This window comes from Kitasatospora sp. NPDC101155, from assembly GCF_044768305.1.
Taxonomy (GTDB): Bacteria; Actinomycetota; Actinomycetes; order Streptomycetales; family Streptomycetaceae; genus Kitasatospora.
Window position 1 is genome coordinate 80299 of the sequence record NZ_JBIWPN010000007.1, and the last position, 22011, is coordinate 102309.

The following is a 22011-nucleotide window of genomic DNA, read 5'->3' on the forward strand; positions in this document are numbered from 1 at the left end:
CGCTGATGTCGCGCTACGCGCGTCACGGCCCCAACTTCTGACACAGATGACGATGACGTCGAGGACCCAACCATGCACGCAGTCCCCACCCGCAAGCGATGGCTCCGGTACGGTGCCGGCCTGATCGGTGCGGCCTCGCTGACCGCGTTCGGCGGCACGCCCGCCGCCTTCGCGGCCGACGGCCCGCAGACCGCCACGCCGATCAAGCACCTGGTGGTCATATTCCAGGAGAACGTCTCCTTCGACCACTACTTCGGCACCTACCCGAACGCGGCCAACACCGCCGACGACAAGGTGAAGTTCACCGCCAAGCCCGACACCCCCAAGGTGGACGGCCTCAGCGACGACCTGCTCCACAAGAACCCGAACCGGAACAACCCGCAGCGGCTGGGCCCGGCCCAGGCGGTCACCTGCGACCAGGACCACACCTACAAGGACGAGCAGCTCGCCTTCGACGGCGGCAAGATGGACAAGTTCGTCGAGCACACCGACATCGAGAGCTGCAAGGCCCCGATGTACACCGCGCCCGGCCTGGTGATGGACTACTACGACGGCAACACCGTCACCGGCTACTGGAACTACGCCCAGCGCTTCGCGATGAGCGACAACTCCTTCGGCACCAACTACGGCCCCTCCACCCCGGGCGCGCTCAACCTGGTCTCCGGCCAGCTGCACGGCGGCTACCCGGTGGACCCGAAGACCGGTCAGCAGACCACCGACGCCTACGTGGTCGCCTCCCCGGACGCCAAGGGCATCGGCACCGTCATCAACGACCCCGACCCGGGCTACGACGAGTGCTCCAACCCCGCGCACAACCAGCTGGTGATGACCGGCAAGAACGTCGGCGACCTGCTCAACGACAAGGGCGTCAGCTGGGGCTGGTTCCAGGGCGGCTTCAAGCCGACCGACACCAAGGACGGCAAGGCCGTCTGCGGCGCCGCGCACAACAACATCGTCGGCGCCTCGCAGACCGACTACAACCCGCACCACGAGCCGTTCCAGTACTACAAGTCCACGGCGAACCCGAAGCACCTGGCGCCGAAGGACGTGGACGAGATCGGCCACGACGGCCAGGCGAACCACCAGTACGACCTGACCGACTTCGACGCCGCCCTCCAGCACGGCAACCTGCCGGCCGTCAGCTACCTGAAGGCCGCCAACTACCAGGACGGCCACGCGGGCTACTCCGACCCGCTGGACGAGCAGCACTTCGTCGTCGACACCCTGAACAAGCTGCAGAAGTCCAAGGACTGGGCCTCCACCGCCGTCGTCATCGCCTACGACGACTCGGACGGCTGGTACGACCACAAGTTCGCCGAGCCGGTCAACGGCTCGCGCGACGCCGCCAACGACGGCCTGAACGGCGCCGGCCAGTGCGGCAAGGACGCCGGCTGGGGCGGCTACGCCGACCGCTGCGGCTTCGGCCCGCGCCTGCCGCTGCTGGTCGCGTCCCCGTACGCCAAGTCCAACTTCGTCGACCACACCCAGACCGACCAGACCTCGATCCTGCGCTTCGTCGAGGACAACTGGAAGACCGGCCGGATCGGCGACTCCTCCTTCGACGAGCACGCCGGCTCCATCGAGGGCATGTTCGACTTCAAGAACGCCCAGTCGTCCACCCTGATCCTGGACCCGACCACCGGCCAGCCGGCCGGCGGCGACTCGACCCCGTCCGGCCAGCCCACCGGCGGCTCCTCGGCCACCACCCCGGCGGGCACCCCGGCCGGTACGGCGACCTCGACCGACGGCACCGGCAGCACCGCCGTCGCCGGCGCCACCAGCACCGTCTCCGGCCCGCCGCTGGCCGAGACCGGCGCCAACTCCAACACCGGCCCGATCGCGGCCGCGGCCGTCGCCCTGCTCGCGGTCGGCGGCGGCGCGGTCTTCCTCGCCCGCCGCAAGCGCGGTCGCCGCGCCTGACGCACGGCCGTACCCCGCAACACCCCGGCACCGCCGGGTCCTCTTCGCCGAGGGCCCGGCGGTGCCGCCGTCTCCGGGGTCAGGCGTTCAAGGACTCACCGGCCCCAGCACCCTGACCGGAGTCGGGCTACCCTTCCCGCCATGACCGCAACGACCCCGCGCCGCCGCACCGTCCTCGGCGCGGCGCTGACGGCGGCCCTCACCGCCGGTTGCTCGGGCAACGACGGGCCGGTGCGCTCGCTGCGGCTGGCGACCGGGCCCGAGGGCGGACCGTACAACGCCTTCGGGCGCTCCTTCACCGAGGCCGTGACAGTGGGCAGGCGGCTGACCCTCACCCCGGTGAGCAGCGCGGCGAGCGTGGACAACCTCCAGCAGCTCGACGACGGCACCGTGGACCTCGCGCTGACCACCGCCGACGTGGCCGAGGACGCGGTGCTGGGCCGGGACACCTTCGCCCGCCCGCTCGGGCTGACGGCGCCGGCCCGGGTCTACGTCAACTACCTCCACCTGCTGGCCCCCGCCGACGGCCCGGTGCGCGAGCTCGCCGACCTCGCCGGCCGCCGGGTGGCGACCGGCGCGGTGGGCTCCGGACTCCAGGTGACGGCGAAGCGGCTGCTGCGGGAGGCGGGGCTCGGCGTGCGGCAGCAGTCGCTCGGGCTGGCCGAGTCGTTGGCGGCCCTGCGCACCGGCGCCCTGGACGCGGTGTTCTGGTCCGGCGGGGTGCCGACGCCCGCCGTGTCCGAGCTGGCGAGGGAGCTGCCGCTGCGGTTCGTCCCGCTGGACGCGATCGCCGCGGCCCTGCGCGAGCGCCACGGCCCGGTCTACGCGGCCGTCACCCTGCCGACGGACGCGTACGGCCTGCGCGGCCCGGTCGGCACCCTCGGCGTCGGCAACTACCTGACCGCCCGGCCGGGGGTGCCCGAGGACGCGGTGCGGCGGCAGCTGGAGATCCTCTTCGACCAGTGGGCCACCCTGCTGCGGGCCGTCACGGCGGGCGCCCGGCTGGAGCCCCGCTTCGCCGTCTCCACCGGGGCGGTGCCGCTCCACCCGGGAGCGGCGGCCTACTACCGCTCGGTGTACGGGTAGTTCAGAGCCTCGGCGACGCGGGACCCGGCACGGATCCAAGAGACAGGCCCTTTCAGAGCGCGGGCAGCCGGAACTCGACGGTGAGCCCGTGCGGGCCGGTCGGGGCGACGGTCAGCGAGCCGCCGCAGGCGCGGGCCAGTTCGTCGGCGATGGCCAGGCCCAGCCCGGTGCCGGGGAGGTTCTGGTGCTCCGGGGCGCGCGTGAACCGCCTGAGCAGCAGCGGGAGTCGGCTTTCCGGGACACCCGGTCCGGTCGACGATCTCCTCGCGGGAGCGGACGTCGCCGGGTTGGGCGGCGAGCAGCGCGAGGACGTCGAACTCGCGGCGGGTGAGCCGGACCTGGGCTCCGTCGACGGTCACGGTGCGCCCGGCCAGGTCGATCGCCACGTCGCCGGTGCGCACCCGCCGCTCACCGCCGTCCGGGCCACCCGGCCCGCCCTCGTCGGGGGCGGAGCCGGTGCGGCGGCGCACGGGGTCGATCCGGCCGATGAGTTCGGCCATCCGGAACGGCTTGATCACGTAGTCGTCGGCGCCGGCCCGCAGGCCCTGCACGATGTCGCGCTCCTCGCTGCGGGCGGTGACCACGATGAGCGGCAGGGAGCAGACGGTGCGGAGCTTGCGCAGCAGGTCGAGGCCGTCCAGGTCGGGCAGGCCGAGGTCGAGCAGGACGAACTCGGCCTCCCGGGCGTGCCGGAGCGCCTCGGTGGCGCGGACCACCCCCCGGCGCACGGTGTGCCCGCGTCGGGCGAGGGCGGTGGCGAGGGCCTGGGCCATGCGGTCGTCGTCCTCGACGAGCAGCATGTGCATGGCTCCCCCACCACGGAACCTCTGTGCGGTGCCTACCGTACGGCCTCGGCCGGGGCGGTCGCCGCCGGGGCCCGCTCGGGGCTGAGCACGGCCTGCCGGGTGTCCGGCATCAGCACGTAGGTGGCCAGGGAGACCAGGGCGCAGCCGGAGACGTACCAGAAGAAGCCGGACTCGTGCCCGCTGTTCTTGAACCAGAGCGCGATGTACTCGGCGGTGCCGCCGAACAGCGCGTTGGCGAGGGCGTACGACTCCTGACCGATCACCTGACGGAGGGCGCGCGAGTCGGTACGCTGCCGTGGATGCCCATCGGCCGGGTCTTCTTCCTCGGCGGTCTCCGAGCGGCTCCGGTGGAGGCAGCGGGAATCGCCGAGAGGAACCGGTGTGTTCAGTACCCGCCCCACTCTGCAGGGGACCTTCGGGATGGTGTCCTCGACCCACTGGCTGGCCTCGACGGCGGCGATGGCGATCCTTGAGGACGGCGGGAACGCCTTCGACGCGGCGGTGGCCGCCGGCTTCACGCTCCAGGTGGTGCAGCCGCACCTCAACGGCCCGGCAGGCGAAGTACCGGTGCTGTTCGCCCCGGCCGGGGGACGGCCGCTGGTGCTCTGCGGGCAGGGTGGAGCGCCGGCCGGCGCCACGATCGAGCACTTCACCGGGCTCGGCCTGGACATGGTGCCCGGCACCGGGCCGCTGGCCGCCGCCGTCCCCGGCGCGTTCGACGCCTGGCTGCTGCTGCTCCGGGACCACGGCACGAAGCGGCTCTCCGAGGTGCTGGAGCGTGCCATCGGTTACGCCGAGCACGGGCACCCGGCGCTCGACGGGGTGGGCCGTGCGGTCGAGTCGGTCCGGGGACTGTTCGAGAAGGAATGGCCCAGCTCCGCCGAGCTCTACCTGGCGGACGGGCGCTCTCCGGCGCCCGGCGCACTGCTGCGCAATCGGGCCCTGGCGGCCACGTGGCGGCGGGTGCTGGCGGAGACCGAACGGCGCGGGCTGACCCGGGAGGCGCAGATCGACGCGGCGCGCCGGGTGTGGAGCCACGGCTTCGTCGCGGAGGCCCTGGCCGATTTCGCGGCCCGGCCCACGATGGACACCTCGGGCGAGCGCCACCAGGGCGTGCTCACCGCCGATGACCTCGCCTCCTTCGAGGCGGGGTACGAGGAGCCGGTCAGCTACGACTGGAACGGCTGGACGGTGTGCAAGCCCGGCCTGTGGAGCCAGGGCCCGGTCTTCCTGCAGCAACTCGCGCTGCTACCGGAGACCTTGACGCACAGTACGCCGGAGTACGGCGACGCGGACTTCCTCCATCGGCTGATCGAGGGCACCAAGTTGGCGATGGCCGACCGCGAGGCCTGGTACGGCGCCGGTACCGAGGTCGCACCGGCCGAGCTGCTCGCGCCCGGCTACACGGAGCAGCGCCGCGCGCTGATCACCGAGCGGGCCTCGGCCGAGCTGCGCCCGGGCCGGCCGGGCGGTCGGGTGCCGAAGCTGGGAGCGCACGTACGGCGGCGAACTCCCGTGGACCCGGCGACGGATGCGGGCTCGGGCGAACCGACGATCGCCGAGAACGGCGCGCCGCGCGGTGACACCTGCCATCTGGACGTGGTCGACCGCTGGGGCAACCTGGTCTCGGCCACGCCCAGCGGCGGTTGGCTGCAGTCCAACCCGGTGGTGCCGGGCCTCGGTTTCCCGCTCGGGACCCGGCTCCAGATGGCCCTGTTGACACCTGGACTGCCCAACTCCCTCGCCCCCGGCCGTCGTCCGCGCACCACCCTCTCCCCGTCCCTGGCCCTGCGGGACGGGCAGCCAGTGCTGGCGTTCGGCACTCCGGGCGGGGACAACCAGGACCAGTGGAGCCTGCACTTCTTCCTCGCTGTGGTCCTGCGGGACCGGCAACGCGGCGGACTCGACCTCCAGGGTGCGATCGACGCCCCGAACTGGCGGACCGAAAGCTTCCCCTCCTCCTTCTACCCGCGCGCGATGAACCCGGCGAGCGTCGTGGTGGAGTCCCGCGTCGGGGAGTCGACGATCGCCGAACTGCGCCGCCGTGGGCATCTGGTGAAGGTCAGCGGCCCATGGTCGCAGGGGCAGCTCTGCGCGGTGGCTCGCGACCCGGAGACCGGTGTCCTGTCCGCGGGGGCCGACCCGCGCTACCGCCAGGCGTACGCGGTCGGCCGGTAGACCAGGACGTACGGGACGGGAAAGCACTGCGTGCCCGGCCGGCTGTCGGCGGGAGGGGCCGGGCGGCTGTCACGGCCCGGTGGTGGGCAGCCCGAGCCGGGCGCCGGTGTCCTCGTCGACGTCGTTCAGGAACTCGTGGAGGGCATCGGCCAGGTGGTCGAGCGAGCGGACGCCGAACAGCACGGGCTGGTATCCGAACGTCCGGTACGACGTCCGAGCGATGTCGGCGATGTCCCAGCCCCGGATCTCGGCCAGCCGCAGGCGACGGAGTTCGCCGTAGGAGGAGAGCAGCGCGGCACCGTAGGCCCGCACCCCTCTCCGGTCGGCCACGACACCGTACTCCAGGCTGAACCAGTACACCCGGCCGATGAGGTCCAGCGTGTCCTCGCTCACGGCCCGTGCAGCGGCCGCACCGACCAGGCGGTACAGGTCGGCGAACCACGGCGATGCGAGGTGGGCCCCGTGGCCGAACACGTCGTGGATGATGTCCGGCTCGGGGGTGTAGAGCGGCATCGCCGGGTGCCGGACGTACTGCGCCGCGTGGAAGTAGCCCTCCGCCAGCGCCCCCAGGAACCGTCTGTTCCGCACCGGCCCCCCGGCGGGCGTGAAGTCGAAGCCGGTCAGCGACCTCAGTCGGGCGCCGACCTCGGAGAGCTGCGGGACGTGGTCCGGCGGGAGCCGGGCCTCTTCACGGGCCGCCAGCACCTCGGGACACACCCGGCCCTCGTGCGCGGCGACGAGGGCGGCATGCGCGGCGCGCCAGGTCGCGTGCTCCGACTCCGTGTAACTGACCAACGGTGCCGGATCTCCCACCTGGTGGCCGCGCACCGGCGCTGTCACGGCGTGGCGCCGCCGCCGGTATTCCTGGTCCCGAATGCCCGGGTGCTGGTCCGCCGGTCCGAGCTGCCCGTCCGGCGTGATCGGGGTCAGGTCCGCTAAGTCCTCGCCCATACAGGCCATGATGGCCCAAGCGCGCGTCGCGGCAACAGGATGCCCCGGGGGGGCACCGTCCGCCCCGCACGTCGCCGGGCGGTGGTCGAGCTCCGGGCTACCGGCCGGGCAGGTCCCGGCAGTCAGTGCTCCTCCAGCCGTCGGCGGCAGGCGGCGACGATGGCCGGGGTGACCTCGCGCATCGCTTCGCGCCATCCGACGTTGACGTTGACCTCGCAGAGCACGAATCCGCCGTCCGCCCCGAACAGCAGGTCCACCCCGCACACGCCCAGACCCAGCGTCTTCGCGGCCTGCACCGCCAGCGCCTCGCCCGCCCGGTACCGGCCCAGGCACAGCTCGGCGGTGCCGCCCTGGGCGAGGTTCGACTGCAGCCCGCCGTCGCGGGCGGTCCTCACCTGTGCCGCCACGGCCTGCCCGTCGATCACGACCACCCGCAGGTCGCGCCCGTGTGAGCTGGCCACGTAGTGCTGGAACAGGTACGGGACGTCCTGGCGCAGGCTGCCGTGCACCGCAGACAGCATGGCCGCGTCCGGCGCGAGGAACACCTGCTGACCGCGCTGGCCCCGTACCGCCTTGACCACGCACGGCTCCGGCACTCCGGCCCGGATCACGGCGCTCATGGGCGCGTCCGTGTAGCTGAGGGTGTCGGGCACAGGCAGCCCCGCCAGGGCGAACTGTTGCAGCTGCCAGAACTTGTTGACGCAGGCCAGCACCGTCTCGGGCGGGTTGAGCAGGGTGGCGCCCATCTCCTGCAACTGCCGCAGCAGGGTGATCTCCCGGTCGGTGCTCACTCGGGGGCTGGACAGCCGCGCATACACGACCTTCGGCGTCCGCACCGCTCGCCCGGTCAGGTCGTGCAGGGTCAGCCGGCCGCCCTTCACTCCCAGCAGCAGGTCCTCGGTGCTCACCACCGCGTACCGCTGCCCGAACTCCCTTTCCAGGGCGGTGTTCAGCTCCCCGAAGATCCGCGGCATGTACAGCCCGGTTCCGATGAGCAGCCACACCTCGGCCTCGGTGTTCCAGCCGTCCGCCACACCACCAGCCGTCACCATGCGACTCCCTTTCCATCACTCAAAGTGACAGTGTGGCGGTCACTCTACAGCGCGGCGATGGCGGACCCTGCCGGCCCAGGCGGTGGGTACGAGATGAAGCGCCTGGCGCGCAACGCCACCGAGCAGCCTGCGTTGGCCTGCAGGATCGCGCGAATCATCGAGTGCCCCTCTGCGGTGCACGGGGTCGGCGACGCCCGACCAGGCGGACAGACTATCGACCCACACCTTCCGGACCCGGTGGTGGCTCCTGGGCTCCCGCGCACCCGGTCGCGAACGGACCAGCGCGAACAGACCGGGGCACAGTCGGACCGATTCGGGCGGGATGGGACGATACCTGCCATGTCTAGCAAGTCTCCATCGGTCCGGGACCCCGAAGCCCCACCGGACCCGCTCCGCCGCCTGCTGCTCGAACTGGGCGACGCCCTCCTGGGCGGCGGCATTCCCGTCCACGACGTCGAGGAGGAGCTCCACGCGTTGGGAGCGGCGATGGGGGCTCCGAACGTACGGGTCGCCGCCCTGACCAACGGCCTGTTCGTGGCCCTGCACGCGGACGAGGCCACCCGGTTCCAGCCGGTCGGCGCCGCGCTCCGGTTCGAGCAGACGGCGGACGTCCTCCACCTGGTGCACCGGCTGCGCGCGGGCGAGGTCGACGGGCACCAGGCGCTCGCCGAGCTGGAGCGGATCCACCGGGCGCCGGCCCGCTGGCCCGCCTGGGTGGCGGACCTCGGGGCGCTGCCGGTCGGGGTGGGCGTCTGCATCTTCCTCCAGCCGGTGACGGCGAACGTGCTGGCGGCCGGGGCCGGCTCGCTGATCGTGGCCGGGCTGACCATGCTGGCCCGCCGCCTGCCCCGGCTGCGGCCGCTGCTGCCCGTCACGGCCGGGTTCCTGGTCGCGCTGCTGGTCCTCTCGCTCGCCCGGGCCTCGCTGCTGGACGGTCCGCTGCGCACCATCGTGGCCACCCTGGCGATCCTGCTGCCGGGCGGACTGCTGGTCACCGGGCTATCGGAGATCGCGGCGGGCGCCGCCAGTGCCGGGACGGCCCGGCTGGTGTCCGGCGCGGTGCAGCTGGCGCTCTTCCTCGCCGGGGTGGCCGCCGCCACGACGGCGATCGGCATGCCCGCCTCGGCCCTCGCCAACATCCAGGTGGCCAAGCCGAGTTGGTGGGTGATCGGGCTGGGGCTGGCGCTCGCGGTGGCCGGCGTGGTGGTCAATGTGAACACCCCGCCGTCGGCCATCCCGTGGATCGTCGCGGTGATCGCGGTCAGCGTCACCGTCCAGGTGGCGGTGGGCTCGGTCCACGGCGCGGCGATCGGCGGTCTGGCCGGCGCGGTCAGCGCCGCCGTCGCCGCGACCGTCGTGCACTGGCTGCCGGGCGGCCCGCTGTGGCAGGTGCTCTACCTGCCCGCGTTCTGGATCGTGGTGCCGGGCTCCTTCGGTCTGCTGAACACCGCGCAGATCGAGGTCGGCAACGGGGCCCAGTCGGTGCTGGCCGCCGTGTCGGCGGTGTTCGGGGTGTCGATCGGCACCCTGATCGGCTCGGTGATCAGCCGGATCCCGCGCCCCTCCCTCGCCGTGGCGCAGCTGCGGGCCTGACGATCACCGGGCGGGGCCCGCCGAGGCGGGCCCCGCCTGCGGCTGGGGGTGGCGCTGGAACCAGCGGGCGATCGGTTCCAGGGTGATGCCGTGCAGGATGACGCTGAGCAGCACGGTCGTGCACATCACGTTCAGGACGAAGGTTCCTTCGTGCTCCGGGATCTGGGCGTACGCGAGCAGCGCGAAGACGATCGACGTGACGCCGCGCGGGCCGAGCCAGCCGATCGCCTGGCGTTCGGGCGGGCTGAACTCCGTACCGATCAGTGCGGCGATCACCGGCAGGAACCGGGCCACGGTCAGCGCGAGCAGCGCGAATCCGACGCTGCGCAGGCCCACGCCGTTCGAGAACTCGTCCGCGGCGAGCTTGCCGAAGGTGAACCACACGGCCAGGGCCAGGACGTGGCTCTCGTCGTGCACGAGTTCGAGGATGTCGTGGCCGATGACCCGCACCGTGCGGGCGTACCAGACGCCGGTCACGAAGGCCGCCACGAAGCCGTTCCCTCCAGCCAGCACGGAGGCCGCGTAGGCGAGGAAGGGCAGCGCCACCGTGGCGAGCCGCAGTCCGGCGCGGCCGGTCCACCCGGCGTCCAGCGCGCGGCGTGCCAACTGCGCCGTCAGCACGCCCAGCACGGTTCCGGCCAGGATCGCGTAGGCGGCGCCGCGGAGGGCGTTCAGCACCAGCTCGGTGAAGGAACCGCCCTTCACCGAGACCAGGTTGGCCACGCAGAAGGTGAAGAGCGGGGAGATCAGCCCGTCGTTGTAGCCACCCTCGACGTTCAGGGCGTTGCGCACCCGCGCGGGAACGCGCTCGTCCCGTAGGAACATCAGGGTCGGGGCGAGGTCCATGGGCATCACCACCAGTGCCGCCACGGCCAGCAGCCACCAGCCGCGGTCGGGGAACAGCGCGGCGCCGACGAGGACGGCCAGGGCGACGGAGGCGGGCAGTGCCAGGCTCAGCAGTCGGCCCTGCCCGATCGACCTGCCCATCGGCTCGTAGCCCCGGGCCTCGGTCGCGTCCGTGAACAGGACGACGGCCAGGACGAGTTCGACGGCTCGCTCGAAGGCGTGGGTCTCCAGGTTGAGCGGGACGACGGGGTCGGCGCCCCGGGTCAGGATGACGCCCGCCAGCGCGAACGCGATCGGGCCGGTGATGCTCCATCGGGCCATCCGGTCCGACACCAGGGTCCACGCGAACAGCAGGGACACCAGGACGAGCAGAGCGACCACGGGGACTCTCAGGGGTGGCGGGGGGAAGGGCGTCCGACCATTCTCCGGAGTTCCCCGGGCCGGGGCGGAAGCCGCGCCGATGATCGTCCGGCGGCTCTACCGCAGTCGGTCCATCGGCGCCCCGGTGGACCGCCGGACGGCGATCAGCGCGGTGTCGTCGGTCCGGCGGCCGCCGGTGTGCCGTACGACGGCGGAGGCGACTTCGTCCACCAGGCGTTCGGGCTCGGCGGCCCCGGGCAGGCCGGCCAGGCGTTCCAGGTGCGCGCGGAGGCCGAAGAACGCGCCCTGTCGGTCGCGGGCCTCGGTGACCCCGTCGGAGACGATCAGTACGGTCTCGTCCGCTCCCAGGCGCAGGCGCCGGACCTCCGGGAGCCCGCTGGCCAGTTGGGCGAGGCCGATCGGCGCGCCGCCTCCCGACGGCAGCTGCCGTACGCCGGCCGGGCCCAGGACGTGGGGGCCGTCGTGACCGAAGTTGACCATCCGGATCTCGCCCGGCTCGTCATCGGGGAACCAGACGATGACCGCCGTGACGAACCGTTCCTCCTTCTCGCCCAGTCGGGCCGACAGCCGGTTCTGCCGCAGCAGCCGCTCTTCGAGCCGGAGGGCGACGGTCGCCAGGTCCTCCTCCTGGAAGGCGGCCTCCCGGAAGCAGCCGACCAGGGCCGCCGCCGTGGAGACGGCCGGCAGTCCCTTGCCCTGGACATCGCCGAGGATGACCCTGGCGCCGTAGGGGGTGGCCACGACGTCGTAGAAGTCTCCGCCCACCCGGGCCTCGATGTCCGCCGCCAGGTAGCGGGCCGCCGAGTCCACTCCGCCCCAGCCCGGCGGCACCGGGCGCAGCACCACCTGCCGGGTGGTCTCGGCGGCGCCCTGCAGATGCCGGACGTAGGCGGCCCCCTGGGCACGGAAGACGCTGACCGGCACCGCGAGGACGGCCCCGGCGATCACCAGCAGGAAGTCCTCCATGCCCTGGGACTTGGCCCAGATGCTGTCCAGCGCCGGGTAGGCGGCGATCGAGAGGCAGGAGAAGACCGCGGTGAGCAGCGGGCCGCAGAGCCCGGCGGCGACCACGGGGACCAGCACCAGCCAGCTGACGGAGGCGAAGGAGTGCGGCGTGAGCCCGTCCACGACCACGACCATCACCAGCAGCGCCGCGGGCACCAGCCAGGAATGGTGGCCGTACTGGACCACCAGCGGCAGCTGCTGCGTCTCCGCGGACCGCTCCCGCAACCGGCCCCTCCACTCATCCGCTGATCCGACGTTCCGTTTGTTGCGACGGACCGTTGTCGTGACGGTCCGTGCGGCCTCCCGCGATCCGCCCCGGTCCGCCCCGGTCCGCCCCGGGCGCGCGGCTCCGGGGCGGGGAGGTCGCGCCCAACGTTAGGGGGCGAAGCCCGTCGGAGGGCACGCAACGGCCTCGCGCCCTCGGCCGTCGCACGTTCGGCCCAGTCGCGGGACCCAGCCGCGGGGCCCAGCCGCGGGGCCCGGACCGCCGAGCCGGACAGCCGGAGCACCGAGCACCGATCACCGGGCGGACGTCAGCGGTCGACCAGCGAGGTGGCCAGCTCCCGTAGCCCGTCGGCGAGCCGCTGCCCCTCGCCCTGTTCCATCAGCCGCAGGACCGGGTCGCTCTGCAGGGAGCCGAGCAGGAGGTGGGCGAGCAGCTCGGCGTCCAGGTCCGGGCGCTGTTCGGCGATCAGCGCGCTCAGGTGGCCGTGCCAGGAACGGTAGACCGGGTGGTCGCCGGGCGGGCCCTGGTCGGGCGCCTTCGGCGTGGTGGCGGCGGCGTGGCCGAGCGCGGCGAGCAGGCTCTTGTTGCGGGTGACCACCGCGACCACGGCGTCCAGGAAGGCGAGCATGCGCTCGCGGGGCGGGGCACCGGGGCCCAGCGGCGGCGGCCCGTCGCGCAGGGCCTCGTCCAGGTCGAGCGCCCGCTCCTTCATCAGCGCGAGCATCAGGCCCATCCGGCTGCCGAAGCGGTGGAAGACCGTCCCCTTGCCGACCCCGGCGGCGGCCGCGACCCGCTCCATCGAGATCTGCTCGGGCCGGTGGCCGGCGAGGAGTTCCTCGGTGGCGCGCAGGATCGCGCGCCGGTTCCGGATCGCGTCGGCGCGTTCGCGTCGGCCCTCGGCCATGGGCTGCCCGTCCCTGTTCGTCTCGTACCAGTGGACAACTGGACCGGCGGTCCAGTACGGCCATGAGCGGAAGCTGACCGCTGGTCCAGTTTATCCCGGGCCGGCCCCATCCAGATCGGCGGAACACTCCGGCACCCCAACGGAGCAGCCGAGAAGGAGGAAGACGCCTGTGCACTCCCGGGCGCGGGCCTGGACCCAGCTGCCCCGGCGGGGCTCTGGCTGGGCAGCCCGTACGGAGAGGCAAGCCGCATCAAAGCAGATGGCACTTCGTCGACCAGGTTCTGGCGTGCTGCAGCAGCTACAGGGAGCTGGCATCGGCCAGGCCGTTGACCATGTGGGCAGTGTCGCAGTACCCGCCGCAGGGACCACTGACCTGGAACGGACTGGTTGGGCCAATGCCAGCCGGTCGATCCCGTGCGGCCCGCCGTACACGCCGCAGAGTCAAGCAGCGCAGCAATCCTTGCCATCTCACCTTCTTGTGCAAGTGACAGTAACTCAAGTATGTTGCAAAACATGGAAGATGATGTGTGGTCACCACCTTCCGTACTGCTGGCGGTCGATCTCGTGATCCTGACGCTGCGAGAGAGCCACCTACACGTACTCCTGGTGGAGCGGGGCGAAGATCCATTCCGGGGCATGCCCGCCCTGCCCGGCGGATTCCTGAGCCACGATGGTGAGGAGATTCTGGATGCCGCTCACCGCGAACTGAGCGAGGAAACGGCCCTGGCCGCCGGCTGGGTTCACCTTGAACAGCTGTCCGTGTACGGGGACTCGGGCCGCGATCCGCGGGGCCGGGTCGTCTCCGTGGCCCACCTGGCGATCGCACCGGGGCTGCCCGACCCGGTCGCGGGAACGGATGCCACCGATGCCACGTGGGTTCCCGCGGAAGCCGTCCTGTCCGGCGAGGTGGAGCTCGCCTTCGACCACCGTCGGATTGCTACGGACGGGATCGAGCGCGCGCGTACCAAGCTCGAGTTCTCGGCGCTGGCCACAGCATTCTGCAGGGAACATTTCACCATCGCGGAGCTGCAACAGGTATACGAGGCCGTTTGGGGCACCGAACTCGACACCCGCAACTTCTACCGCAAGGTTCAAGCCGCGAAGGGGTTCATCGTCCCCGCCGGCACGGATCGCAGGACGACCGGAGGACGGCCCGCACAGCTCTACCGGGCCGGTCCCAACACCGTGCTGTTCCCACCGCTGATCCGACCTGCGCCATCCGGGACGGACGAAAACACGAGAGGGAAAGAGGAATAGATGTCGAATGGCCTGGTGGTGGTTCTCACTGCCCTCAATCTTGAATACCAGGCCGTGCGCCAGCGGCTGGCGGGTCCCCAGGTGCATCGCCATGAGCGTGGCACCCGGTTCGAAGTGGGAACCGTGCAGGGCACATCGTGCCGTGTCGCACTCGGTCTGACGAGCAAGGGGAACCATTCCGCCGCAGTGCTCGCCGAACGCGCGATCCAGGAATTCTCGCCGGTGGCCGTACTGTTCGTCGGGGTCGCCGGCGCCCTTTGGGACACCGCCAGACTGGGCGATGTGGTGATGGCGACACACGACGGCGCGGAAGTTCGTTTCCACTGGGTACTCGCCGTACTCAGCGCACGCACCTACGACGACCTCAGCACCGAAGAGGTCCAACGGCTGCACTACACCTCCGGGCTCGTACGGACCTACGCCGAGGACGAGTGGACGGAAGCTCTGCGCGTCACCTTCGACCTGCTGGCGGTGCTCAGTACCGCCAGCGGCGAGACCGGCCCCGTGCTGAAGCAGCTGCAAGGCCTGCCGCTCCGCCAGCACGACGCGATCCTCCGCCACCTCGACCTCATGCTCACCGGAGGGCTGAAGGACGACCTGTGGGCAGAGACCTGCGAACGGGCCAGGGCGGAGCGCTTCGGCAATGACCGGGTCCGGCGAGTCTGGGCCTACTTCGAACCCGCGCCCATCGGAGCGCGCGCCCTTCCGCCCCGCCCGAACACCGCTGCCGCCGCCAAGGCGGCCCTCCCGCTCCGGGTGGCCCTGTTCGCCGTCAGCAGCGTGCTGCTCTGGGCCCTGGCACTGATCGCGGATCCGGCCAAGGCAATCGTCGAGTTACCGGTGGCGCTCGGCGCAGGTCTCACCGCGGCACGCTTCGGCGTCCGGTGGTGAGGCCAGGAACCCCTGTTGGACCTCACGGCCGCGCCCCGCTTTCCGCACGCTCGAGGTCCCGCCTCCGCCGAGGACGGGTTCACCAAGCAAGTCCGTCATGAGTTCGACCATTACTTCAGCGTTCGCACACCCTACGGGTTCACCCCGGAGGCCTGGCTCGCTCACACCGCTCAGGTCCGCGGCAGCCTGGCCGCCGAGATCGCGGACCTCTATCGGGAGAGCCGGATCGGTGTGGACCGGGTTCGCTGGTTGATCCGCTACCTCGCCGAGGACGCTCGGAACCGCCACAACGACGGCACCCTGTTCGATCATCACCGCCAGGAGCGGACTCCGGTCAGGACGAAGACCCCGACCGTGCTGGCCCTGGCCGTTCTCGGCGCCGCGGTTCTGACCGCCTTCGGAACGGCAGTCTCGGGTGCCGCCTCACTGAGGCTGCTGTGGGCGTTCCTAGCCGTGCTCGGTGCGGCCTGGTCCGGGAGTGCGGCCGCTTCCCTGTGGCTGAAAGTTCGGCGTGAGGAGCACCGGCTGGCCCGGGAGACGCAGAAGTACCATGAACAGCTGACCGAACGACAGATCGCCCACGAGCGATGGCAGTCGTTCCTGGACGCCACGCGCCCCAGCGAGCTGGAAATGGAGACCTGGCTCACCTGCGACAAGACTTCTTTCCTCGATGAAGCACTCCGGCACCACCGGCTCACCTGGCGCGACCTGATCACCCACACCGTCCTGGTTGCCCCGGCCCCTTCCTACAAACGAGGCCGGGTCAGGGGCGGCCCCTGGCGGTACTCGCACTACGTCTTCCGCCTATTCCTGTTCACCCAGGACGGCATCCGCGAGATCAGCTCCGAGTTCAACTTCTCCGACGCCACGCGCAAGAACGAGCAGCGGAGCAACTACCGGTTCGACGCGCTGTCCTCCGTGCAGGTGACGGAGAACGTCAACGTCGGCTACGACCTGGAGCTCATCCTCACCAACGGACCGGCCAGGAAGATCCGCGTCAAGGACGCCGATGCCCATCAACTGGCGCCGGACGAGAACTCTCAGGAGATCTCCGAGATCAACCTCAACGCGGCCGGCTCCACCCACACCTTCCGCCTCCTTGAGGGGATAGCGGCGGACGGGAAGGGCTGGATCGAACGGCTCAGTCCCAACAACCTGACGCCCTTCCAGATAGCCGGCTGATCCTTAACTCGAACATGGGAATGCCTGTGACTTCCACGGACGATGTCACCGAGAGCACAATCCTGCTGGCCGAGTACGACTGCCTCAAGCAAGAGCAGAAGACCCGCATAGGGTTCCGCGACAACCTGCTCTACTTCACGCTCGCCGCGGCCACCGCAGTCGTGGCGATCGCCCTCCAAAGCGGACAACCCCGACTCTTGCTCTCCGTCCCCGCGATCTGCCTGATCCTGGGCTGGACCTACCTGGTCAACGACGAGAAGATCTCGGCGATCGGAAGCTACGTCCGTGACCAACTGGGACCGCGGCTGGGCGAACTCACCTCCGCCCACGGCACGGTGTTCGGCTGGGAGGTCTACCACCGCAACGTTGCGGGCCGCACCATGCGCAAGCGGCTTCAGACCGCGGTGGACCTGTTCGCCTACCTGGTCCTGCCGATGGTCTGCACGACCGTGTTCTGGTGCTCCCCCACCGTTCAGCCCCTACTCGTGGTCACTTCTCTCGTGCAGACACTCGCCCTGGCCGTATTGGGCTGGCAGTTCCTGCGCCGTGCGGAGCCGTAGCACCAGCCACGCCGTAACCGCTCGACCCGCGCGCCCGACGCCTCCGCCGCCCGGACGCGCGGGTCGGGCTCAGCTATCCGGTCAGCAGCCGTCCGGCTCGGGCAAGGTCAGTTCGTCCAGGTCGACGGTGTAGGTGCGCCCGTCGACCAGCTCGATGGCAAGCTTGCCCGAGCCAGGTTCCCCACCCTTACGGGCACCACCTGGGGTTCGCGGTGGCCACCTCGTGCCCTTGCTCAGCGACGCAGGCCGGCGCCAACGAGACGCCTCCCGCCCGGTGATCAGGGTCCGGCCCCGCTCGCCGGAGTAGGCGAGGAAGGCTCCGACCTGGCAGTTCTCGGTGCGGCCGGAGTGCCGGAGTACTGCCTCTGAACACCGGCCGGCCCCACACCCTTCTTCAGGAAGCCGGTGTCTTCCATGATCAGCACACTGCCCGGATTGGCCAGGTGCTCGACGACGTACTCGCGCACGTCATCGAGCACCCCGTCGGCATCCCAGTCGATCCGGTTAGGCAGCCGATAGGGGCGGGCGGCGCGCAGTGCGGCCGCCTGCCGGCCGTGGCCTGCGGCGTCCAGGTGGTTGGCTGCCTCGTCCCCGGCGATGGCAGCCATAGCGCCGGACAGTGTCACCGAATTCGTACGCAGATGTGGGGCGAGGTGGTGGGGGTGGATGAGCTGGATGCCGCGATGGGTGAGTCTCTGGCCCCACTGGGCGGCTTGGAAGTGGCGGGTGGCCGCTGTTGTGACTGCGGTGCGCTCGTCGGCGGTGAGGTGGCTGGCGTAGTGGGCGGTCCCGCCCATGGGCGTGAACGCGAAGTGCACCACCGGTCAGTACAGCAACGGTGCTTACCGTGGCAGTCCAGGACGTCCTGCCGTTCGACAACGCGGCTGAAATTCCCACCGCCTCGAACTGGTGCCAGCGTCAGCCGCCCGACGGGCGCCTGCCACCGTCGCGGCCCCGGCGCCGGGGTCAGGATCCGGCGCGGCGGGCGGCCAGGTCGTCGAGGATGGTGGCGGTGGCGGTGGCACCGAAGCGTTCGGCTCCCGCGGCCACGAACTCCAGCATGCGGTCGAGGGTGCGCACCCCGCCGGCGGCCTTGACCATCATGTGCGCGGGCACGTTCGCCCGCATCAGCCGGACGTCCTCCAGGGTGGCGCCGCCGGGCGCGAAGCCGGTGGAGGTCTTCACGAAGTCCGCCCCGGCCAGCGTGCTCAGGCGGCAGGCGCGCAGCTTGTCCGTGTCCTTCAGGTAGGCGTTCTCGAAGATCACCTTGGTGCAGGCGCCGCCCGCCGCGGCGCCGACGACCGCCGCGATGTCCTCGCGCACCGCGTCGTCCTTGCCGCTGCGCAGCAGGCCGATGTTGAGGACCACGTCGAGTTCGGTGGCGCCGGCGGCGAGGGCGTCGAGGGCCTCGTTCTTCTTGACGGGTGTGGTGGAGGCGCCGTGCGGGAAGCCGATGACGGTGCCGACGGCGACCCCGGTGCCGGCGAGTGCTTTGACCGCGAGGGGGACGTCGGCGGGTCGCACGCAGACGGAGGCGACGTCGTAGCGCGCGGCGAGGTGGCAGCCGTCGAGGACTTCTCCGGTGGTCAGTTCGGGGCGCAGGAGCGAGTGGTCGATCATCTTGGCGAGCCGGCGGACGTCGATGTCGGTGGGGTCCATGAGCCTGTCCCGGGGGTGTGGCGTTTCGCGTCCCGCCGCTGGGCGGGACGGCGCTGGCGCTTTGACCCTACCCGCCGCCTGTCTAGCTGTCTATACAGCACTACCCGAGCCGGAAATGTGAGGCAGATCACTCTGCACGCCTCTTGCTCGTGGTGTGGTTGGCCATGAAATGTCCGCTGTGCACTGGTCTACGCTGGTTGACTAGACAGCTAGACGGCGTAGCCTCGATTTCCGAAGGAACCCCTTTTGGCAACCGATTTCGCACCCCGGTACCACCAGATCGAAAAGGCGCTCCGGAACCGGATCGCCGGCCGTCGACCGCACGATCCCCTCCCTTCGGAGGCCGATTTGTGCGAGGAATTCGGAGTGAGCCGAATGACCGCCCGGGCGGCCGTTCAACGGCTCGTCGCGGAAGGCCTGGTGTACCGGGTCTCCGGGCGCGGGACATTCGTCGCGGAACCGCCGACCCACCGGCGCGCGGAGAATCTCGTCCGGTTCAGCGAGGAAATGCGCAGACAGGGCCGCAGTCCCTCGTCGCGGCTGGTTTCGGCGCTCCTGCGGCCGGCCCGGCCGCAGGAGGTGCACCGGCTGCGGCTGCCCGGAAGCGCCCCGGCGGCGGAGGTCGTGGAGGTGGTGCGGGTGCGGCTGGCCGACGGTCTGCCGACCGCGCTGGAGCGGGCGGTGTTCCCCGGCACACTGGCCGCCCTGCTGCAGGCCGACTTCCGTACGGCGTCGATGCACGAGACGCTCACCGGCCTTGGCCGGGTGCCGACCCGGGGGCACGCCTCCATCAGGGCGGCCTCGGCCGGTGAGCGGGAGGCCGGGCTGCTGGAAGTGGCCGTCGGCACCGCGCTGCTGGTCGAGGAACGGCTCATCGTCGACCAGGACGAACAGCCGCTGGAGCTGACCGAATCCCGGTACGTGGGCGACCGGTACGGCCTGGACGTCGCCTTCGAGGTCGATTCCTGAGCCGGGGTCCGGCGCCGCCCGCGCCCGGGACACGCGTCCTGGGCGCGGGCGGCGCCAGCGGCGGACGCGGGGCGGATTGTGTGCGGGGGACTTCACAGCCGACGGGCGATGCGGCCCGGCCGGTTTCCGGCAGTGGAATGCTCTTCGATTGCGTGGAGGAAACGCCGTGTACGCGTACCTGATGACCTCTCCCGGGGAAATCAACCGCACTCTGGTGCCCGATCCGGAATGCCGTGAGGACGAGATCCTCCTGCAGACCGAAGCTGTTTCCATCTGCTCCACCGACGTCTCCTACTTCCGCGGGCACCTCTTCGCGGAGAACTGGCCGATCATCCCCGGGCACGAATACGTGGGCAGGGTCGTCGAGGTCGGGAAGAGGCTGCGGGGCGACGTCCGGCCCGGTGACCGGGTCACCTACTGGGGCCAGACCGATTTCGGCGGGATGGCCGAGTACCGGGTGATCCGGCCGCTGTTCCCCGGCCGGATCGGCCTGGAGACCTCCTGGTACACCGGGCGCAACTTCTACGACGCCGACCAGGCCGCCGCCGTCGTGCTGCCGCCGCACGTGCCCTCGGACCTGGCGTCGGTGATCGAGCCGCTCACGTCCGTCCTGCGGTCGTTGCTGCTCAACCCGCCCAGGCCCGGCGACACCTGTGTTGTGCTCGGCTGCGGGCCGAGCGCCCAGCTGGCCGTCCAGGTGCTGCACCGCCACCTCGGCGCGGGCCCGATCACAGTCTTGGACCGCAACGGCGCCCGGATGGACGTCGCCCTGCGCCACGGCGCCTCCCGCGCCTTCAACTCCGAGACCCAGGCGGCGGAACTCCAGGCGTTCGTGCGCGAACACCACGACCAGTACGCGGACTACGTGTTCGACGCGCTGCCGCACATCGCGGCGCCGGCCGCACCGGTCGTACCGGTCGTACCGGGCGCCGCGGATGCACCGGGCGCCCCGGGCAAGGACATCCGGGAGATGGCGATGGGACTGCTGCGCCCCGGCGGCCCGTACGTCATCTACGGCGCGACGGCCGTCCCGCAGCGGCTCAACACCTGGATGATCCTCGCCAAGGGCCTGCGGCTGCTCTCCACGCCCTTCGACGTCCGTTCGTTCCCGATGGCCCGCTCCGCCCACGTCACCGCCGTGGCCCTGCGGCTCGTCGAGTCGGGCCTGATCGACCCCGCTCCCCTGATCACCACCCGGGCCTGCCTGGACGACGAGGCGGCCGTGCGCGAGGCCTTCACCGGCTACGGTCGGGGCGCCTCGATGAAGACCTCGCTGCTCGCCCCCTCCGTCCTGCTCGACCACGTGCGTCGCACGGCCGCCGCGGCCACCGGCGTCCCGGTCCCGGCGGACACCCCAGCCGACGTGCCCGCCGCCGGCGGCGGGAGCCTCGCCGAACAGGCCGGGATGCCGGGATGAGCGGCACCCACCTGCGGGCCGCCGGCCACCCGGCGCCCGCCTTCGTGCGTGACCGCCTGACCGCCACCGCCTACAGCGGACTGGCCGTGTACGCCTACCTGCTGTACGCGCTCGGACCGCTGCTGCCCCTGCTGCGCCGGGACCTGCACCTGAGCTACCTGCTGATGAGCCTGCACTCCACGGCCTTCGCCGCCGGAGCGATCCTCACCAACCTGCTCTTCGGCCGCCTGCGCGAACGGGTGGGCCACCGGGCGCTCTTCTGGTCCGCCCTGGCCGCCCTGGCCCTCGGGGCGCTGCTGCTGGCGACGGCGGTGTCGGCCGCCGTCACCCTCGGCGCGGCGGCCCTCGGCGGCGTCGGCGGGGCCCTGCTCCAGACCACGGCCCTGGCGGTCCTGGCCGAGCACCACGGCGGCCACGAGTCGCTGCGGGCCCGCGCCCTGGTCGAGGCCAACGCCGCCGCGAGCGTCAGCGCGCTCGCGGCGCCCCTGGTCATCAGCGGACTGGAGAGCGCCGGAGCCTCCTGGAACTGGTCCCTCGTCCTGCCCGCCGTCGCCCTGGGCGCCCTGTACCCGGCGCTCGGCCGCGAGCCGCTGCGCCCGCACACCAGCCGGGCCGCTGCGGCCCGCGACCCCTCCGTCCCCGCCGCAGGCCCGGCCGCGGAGACGGCGGGCCGGCGGGCGGCGGGCGCGTTCCGGCGCGCCGCCGCGCTGTGCGGCCTGGTCGTGGGGTTCGAGTTCTGCCTCGCCTACTACGCCGTGCCCCTGCTCACCGACGCCGTCCATCTGACGGACCGTCAGTCCTCGGCGGCACTCGCCCTGTTCTACGGCGGCGAACTCGCCGGACGGCTGGCGGGTAGCCGGCTGACGTCCGGCGGCCGCCCCGCCCGCGCGGCCGCGCTGGTGGCCGTTTCCCTGGCCGTCGCCGCCGCCGGGTTCCTCGCCCTGTGGCTCGCCCGCGCCACCTGGCTCGCCCTGCTGGGCCTCGTCCTGGGCGGCCTGGGTGTGGCCAACCTCTTCCCGCTGACCCTCGCCCTCGCGGTGGGGGGGGGGCGGGGGCCCCCCCCCCCCCCCCCCCCCCCCCGCCCCAATTAGGGGACCGCCAGCCACATAAGGCGCCCCCACCAGCGCG

The 22011-nt window shown here is 71.8% G+C and carries 16 protein-coding genes and 4 pseudogenes; 10 read left to right on the forward strand and 10 right to left on the reverse strand.

Translation table 11 applies throughout. From position 1 onward, the window contains the following. The first annotated feature begins 72 nt into the window (after positions 1 to 72). Together ACIRYZ_RS12935 and ACIRYZ_RS12940 are read left to right on the forward strand one after the other, a co-directional pair. Positions 73 to 1920: a phospholipase C gene (locus ACIRYZ_RS12935; RefSeq protein ID WP_402942877.1), complete on the forward strand. Its 1848-nt coding sequence runs from the start codon at positions 73 to 75 to the stop codon at positions 1918 to 1920. Between the two features lie 141 nt (positions 1921 to 2061). Beyond that, positions 2062 to 3006 (forward strand): TAXI family TRAP transporter solute-binding subunit, encoded by a 945-nt coding sequence (locus ACIRYZ_RS12940; protein ID WP_402942880.1) that lies wholly within the window; start codon positions 2062 to 2064, stop codon positions 3004 to 3006. Between the two features lie 52 nt (positions 3007 to 3058). On the opposite strand, the gene ACIRYZ_RS12945 is transcribed toward ACIRYZ_RS12940, so the two are convergent. From ACIRYZ_RS12945 to ACIRYZ_RS12955, 3 genes and pseudogenes are all read right to left on the reverse strand, one after another. After that, positions 3059 to 3226, reverse strand: coding sequence for an ATP-binding protein (locus ACIRYZ_RS12945; protein ID WP_402943423.1), 168 nt, complete (start codon positions 3224 to 3226; stop codon positions 3059 to 3061). A gap of 268 nt (positions 3227 to 3494) precedes the next feature. Continuing rightward, positions 3495 to 3812, reverse strand: a pseudogene (locus ACIRYZ_RS12950) (response regulator transcription factor); the annotation flags it as partial. Positions 3813 to 3844: 32 nt separating this feature from the next. Beyond that, positions 3845 to 4057: pseudogene (locus ACIRYZ_RS12955) on the reverse strand (alpha-ketoglutarate transporter); the annotation flags it as partial. A 136-nt stretch (positions 4058 to 4193) separates the two neighbouring features. On the opposite strand from ACIRYZ_RS12955, the gene ACIRYZ_RS12960 reads away from it, so the two are divergent. Further along, positions 4194 to 5990: a gamma-glutamyltransferase family protein gene (locus ACIRYZ_RS12960; protein ID WP_402942883.1), complete on the forward strand. Its 1797-nt coding sequence runs from the start codon at positions 4194 to 4196 to the stop codon at positions 5988 to 5990. Positions 5991 to 6059: 69 nt separating this feature from the next. On the opposite strand, the gene ACIRYZ_RS12965 is transcribed toward ACIRYZ_RS12960, so the two are convergent. Together ACIRYZ_RS12965 and ACIRYZ_RS12970 are read right to left on the reverse strand one after the other, a co-directional pair. After that, the gene (locus ACIRYZ_RS12965) at positions 6060 to 6941 is read right to left on the reverse strand and encodes a phenylalanine 4-monooxygenase (protein ID WP_402942886.1); all 882 of its coding nucleotides are present in this window, start codon (positions 6939 to 6941) and stop codon (positions 6060 to 6062) included. A 122-nt stretch (positions 6942 to 7063) separates the two neighbouring features. Next, entirely contained in the window at positions 7064 to 7993 is a 930-nt protein-coding gene (locus ACIRYZ_RS12970) for a RimK family alpha-L-glutamate ligase (RefSeq protein WP_402942889.1), read from the reverse strand. Positions 7994 to 8332: 339 nt separating this feature from the next. Here ACIRYZ_RS12970 and ACIRYZ_RS12975 point away from each other — a divergent pair, with 339 nt between their 5' ends. Next, a complete protein-coding gene (locus ACIRYZ_RS12975) occupies positions 8333 to 9586 on the forward strand; it encodes a threonine/serine exporter family protein (RefSeq protein WP_402942892.1) in 1254 nt (417 codons plus the stop codon). A gap of 3 nt (positions 9587 to 9589) precedes the next feature. Here the strand turns inward: ACIRYZ_RS12975 and ACIRYZ_RS12980 are convergent, their stop codons facing one another. From ACIRYZ_RS12980 to ACIRYZ_RS12990, 3 genes are all read right to left on the reverse strand, one after another. Continuing rightward, a complete protein-coding gene (locus tag ACIRYZ_RS12980) occupies positions 9590 to 10897 on the reverse strand; it encodes a cation:proton antiporter (protein ID WP_402943425.1) in 1308 nt (435 codons plus the stop codon). 12 nt (positions 10898 to 10909) lie between these two features. Next, positions 10910 to 12043 carry a PP2C family protein-serine/threonine phosphatase gene (locus ACIRYZ_RS12985; protein ID WP_402942894.1) on the reverse strand — a complete coding sequence of 378 codons (1134 nt, stop codon included), beginning with the start codon at positions 12041 to 12043 and terminating at the stop codon, positions 10910 to 10912. Positions 12044 to 12351: 308 nt separating this feature from the next. Next, positions 12352 to 12948 carry a TetR/AcrR family transcriptional regulator gene (locus ACIRYZ_RS12990; RefSeq protein WP_402942897.1) on the reverse strand — a complete coding sequence of 199 codons (597 nt, stop codon included), beginning with the start codon at positions 12946 to 12948 and terminating at the stop codon, positions 12352 to 12354. Between the two features lie 513 nt (positions 12949 to 13461). On the opposite strand from ACIRYZ_RS12990, the gene ACIRYZ_RS12995 reads away from it, so the two are divergent. The 3 genes and pseudogenes from ACIRYZ_RS12995 to ACIRYZ_RS13005 all read left to right on the forward strand — a co-directional run bounded on the left by ACIRYZ_RS12995 (position 13462) and on the right by ACIRYZ_RS13005 (position 16838). Then, positions 13462 to 14205, forward strand: coding sequence for an NrtR DNA-binding winged helix domain-containing protein (locus tag ACIRYZ_RS12995; protein WP_402942900.1), 744 nt, complete (start codon positions 13462 to 13464; stop codon positions 14203 to 14205). Next, positions 14206 to 16278 (forward strand): annotated as a pseudogene (locus ACIRYZ_RS13000) (hypothetical protein). Between the two features lie 20 nt (positions 16279 to 16298). Further along, on the forward strand, positions 16299 to 16838 hold the full coding sequence (locus ACIRYZ_RS13005) for a hypothetical protein (protein ID WP_402942903.1): 540 nt from the start codon (positions 16299 to 16301) through the stop codon (positions 16836 to 16838). A 276-nt stretch (positions 16839 to 17114) separates the two neighbouring features. On the opposite strand, the pseudogene ACIRYZ_RS13010 reads toward ACIRYZ_RS13005, so the two are convergent. Together ACIRYZ_RS13010 and deoC are read right to left on the reverse strand one after the other, a co-directional pair. Then, positions 17115 to 17353 (reverse strand): annotated as a pseudogene (locus ACIRYZ_RS13010) (transposase); the annotation flags it as partial. A gap of 451 nt (positions 17354 to 17804) precedes the next feature. Then, positions 17805 to 18497, reverse strand: a complete 693-nt coding sequence (deoC, locus tag ACIRYZ_RS13015; protein ID WP_402942905.1) for a deoxyribose-phosphate aldolase — start codon at positions 18495 to 18497, stop codon at positions 17805 to 17807. A gap of 246 nt (positions 18498 to 18743) precedes the next feature. Between deoC and ACIRYZ_RS13020 the strand changes: the two genes are divergently transcribed. From ACIRYZ_RS13020 to ACIRYZ_RS13030, 3 genes are all read left to right on the forward strand, one after another. Continuing rightward, positions 18744 to 19466, forward strand: coding sequence for a GntR family transcriptional regulator (locus ACIRYZ_RS13020; RefSeq protein WP_402942908.1), 723 nt, complete (start codon positions 18744 to 18746; stop codon positions 19464 to 19466). A gap of 166 nt (positions 19467 to 19632) precedes the next feature. Further along, positions 19633 to 20883, forward strand: a complete 1251-nt coding sequence (locus ACIRYZ_RS13025; protein WP_402942910.1) for a zinc-binding dehydrogenase — start codon at positions 19633 to 19635, stop codon at positions 20881 to 20883. Continuing rightward, on the forward strand, positions 20880 to 21974 hold the full coding sequence (locus tag ACIRYZ_RS13030) for an MFS transporter (RefSeq protein ID WP_402942913.1): 1095 nt from the start codon (positions 20880 to 20882) through the stop codon (positions 21972 to 21974). The genes ACIRYZ_RS13025 and ACIRYZ_RS13030 overlap by 4 nt, the downstream gene beginning before the upstream one ends. Positions 21975 to 22011 lie beyond the last annotated feature (37 nt).

What these genes read in the sequence shown, in the direction of transcription:
- ACIRYZ_RS12935 (WP_402942877.1), top strand. Translation starts at nt 73, where the DNA reads ATGCACGCAGTCCCCACCCGCAAGCGATGGCTCCGGTACGGTGCCGGC.
- ACIRYZ_RS13030 (WP_402942913.1), top strand. Translation starts at nt 20,880, where the DNA reads ATGAGCGGCACCCACCTGCGGGCCGCCGGCCACCCGGCGCCCGCCTTC.
- ACIRYZ_RS13005 (WP_402942903.1), top strand. Translation starts at nt 16,299, where the DNA reads ATGCCTGTGACTTCCACGGACGATGTCACCGAGAGCACAATCCTGCTG.
- ACIRYZ_RS12970 (WP_402942889.1), bottom strand. Translation starts at nt 7,993, where the DNA reads ATGGTGACGGCTGGTGGTGTGGCGGACGGCTGGAACACCGAGGCCGAG.
- ACIRYZ_RS12990 (WP_402942897.1), bottom strand. Translation starts at nt 12,948, where the DNA reads ATGGCCGAGGGCCGACGCGAACGCGCCGACGCGATCCGGAACCGGCGC.
- ACIRYZ_RS12940 (WP_402942880.1), top strand. Translation starts at nt 2,062, where the DNA reads ATGACCGCAACGACCCCGCGCCGCCGCACCGTCCTCGGCGCGGCGCTG.
- ACIRYZ_RS12995 (WP_402942900.1), top strand. Translation starts at nt 13,462, where the DNA reads ATGGAAGATGATGTGTGGTCACCACCTTCCGTACTGCTGGCGGTCGAT.
- ACIRYZ_RS12965 (WP_402942886.1), bottom strand. Translation starts at nt 6,941, where the DNA reads ATGGGCGAGGACTTAGCGGACCTGACCCCGATCACGCCGGACGGGCAG.
- ACIRYZ_RS12975 (WP_402942892.1), top strand. Translation starts at nt 8,333, where the DNA reads ATGTCTAGCAAGTCTCCATCGGTCCGGGACCCCGAAGCCCCACCGGAC.
- deoC (WP_402942905.1), bottom strand. Translation starts at nt 18,497, where the DNA reads ATGGACCCCACCGACATCGACGTCCGCCGGCTCGCCAAGATGATCGAC.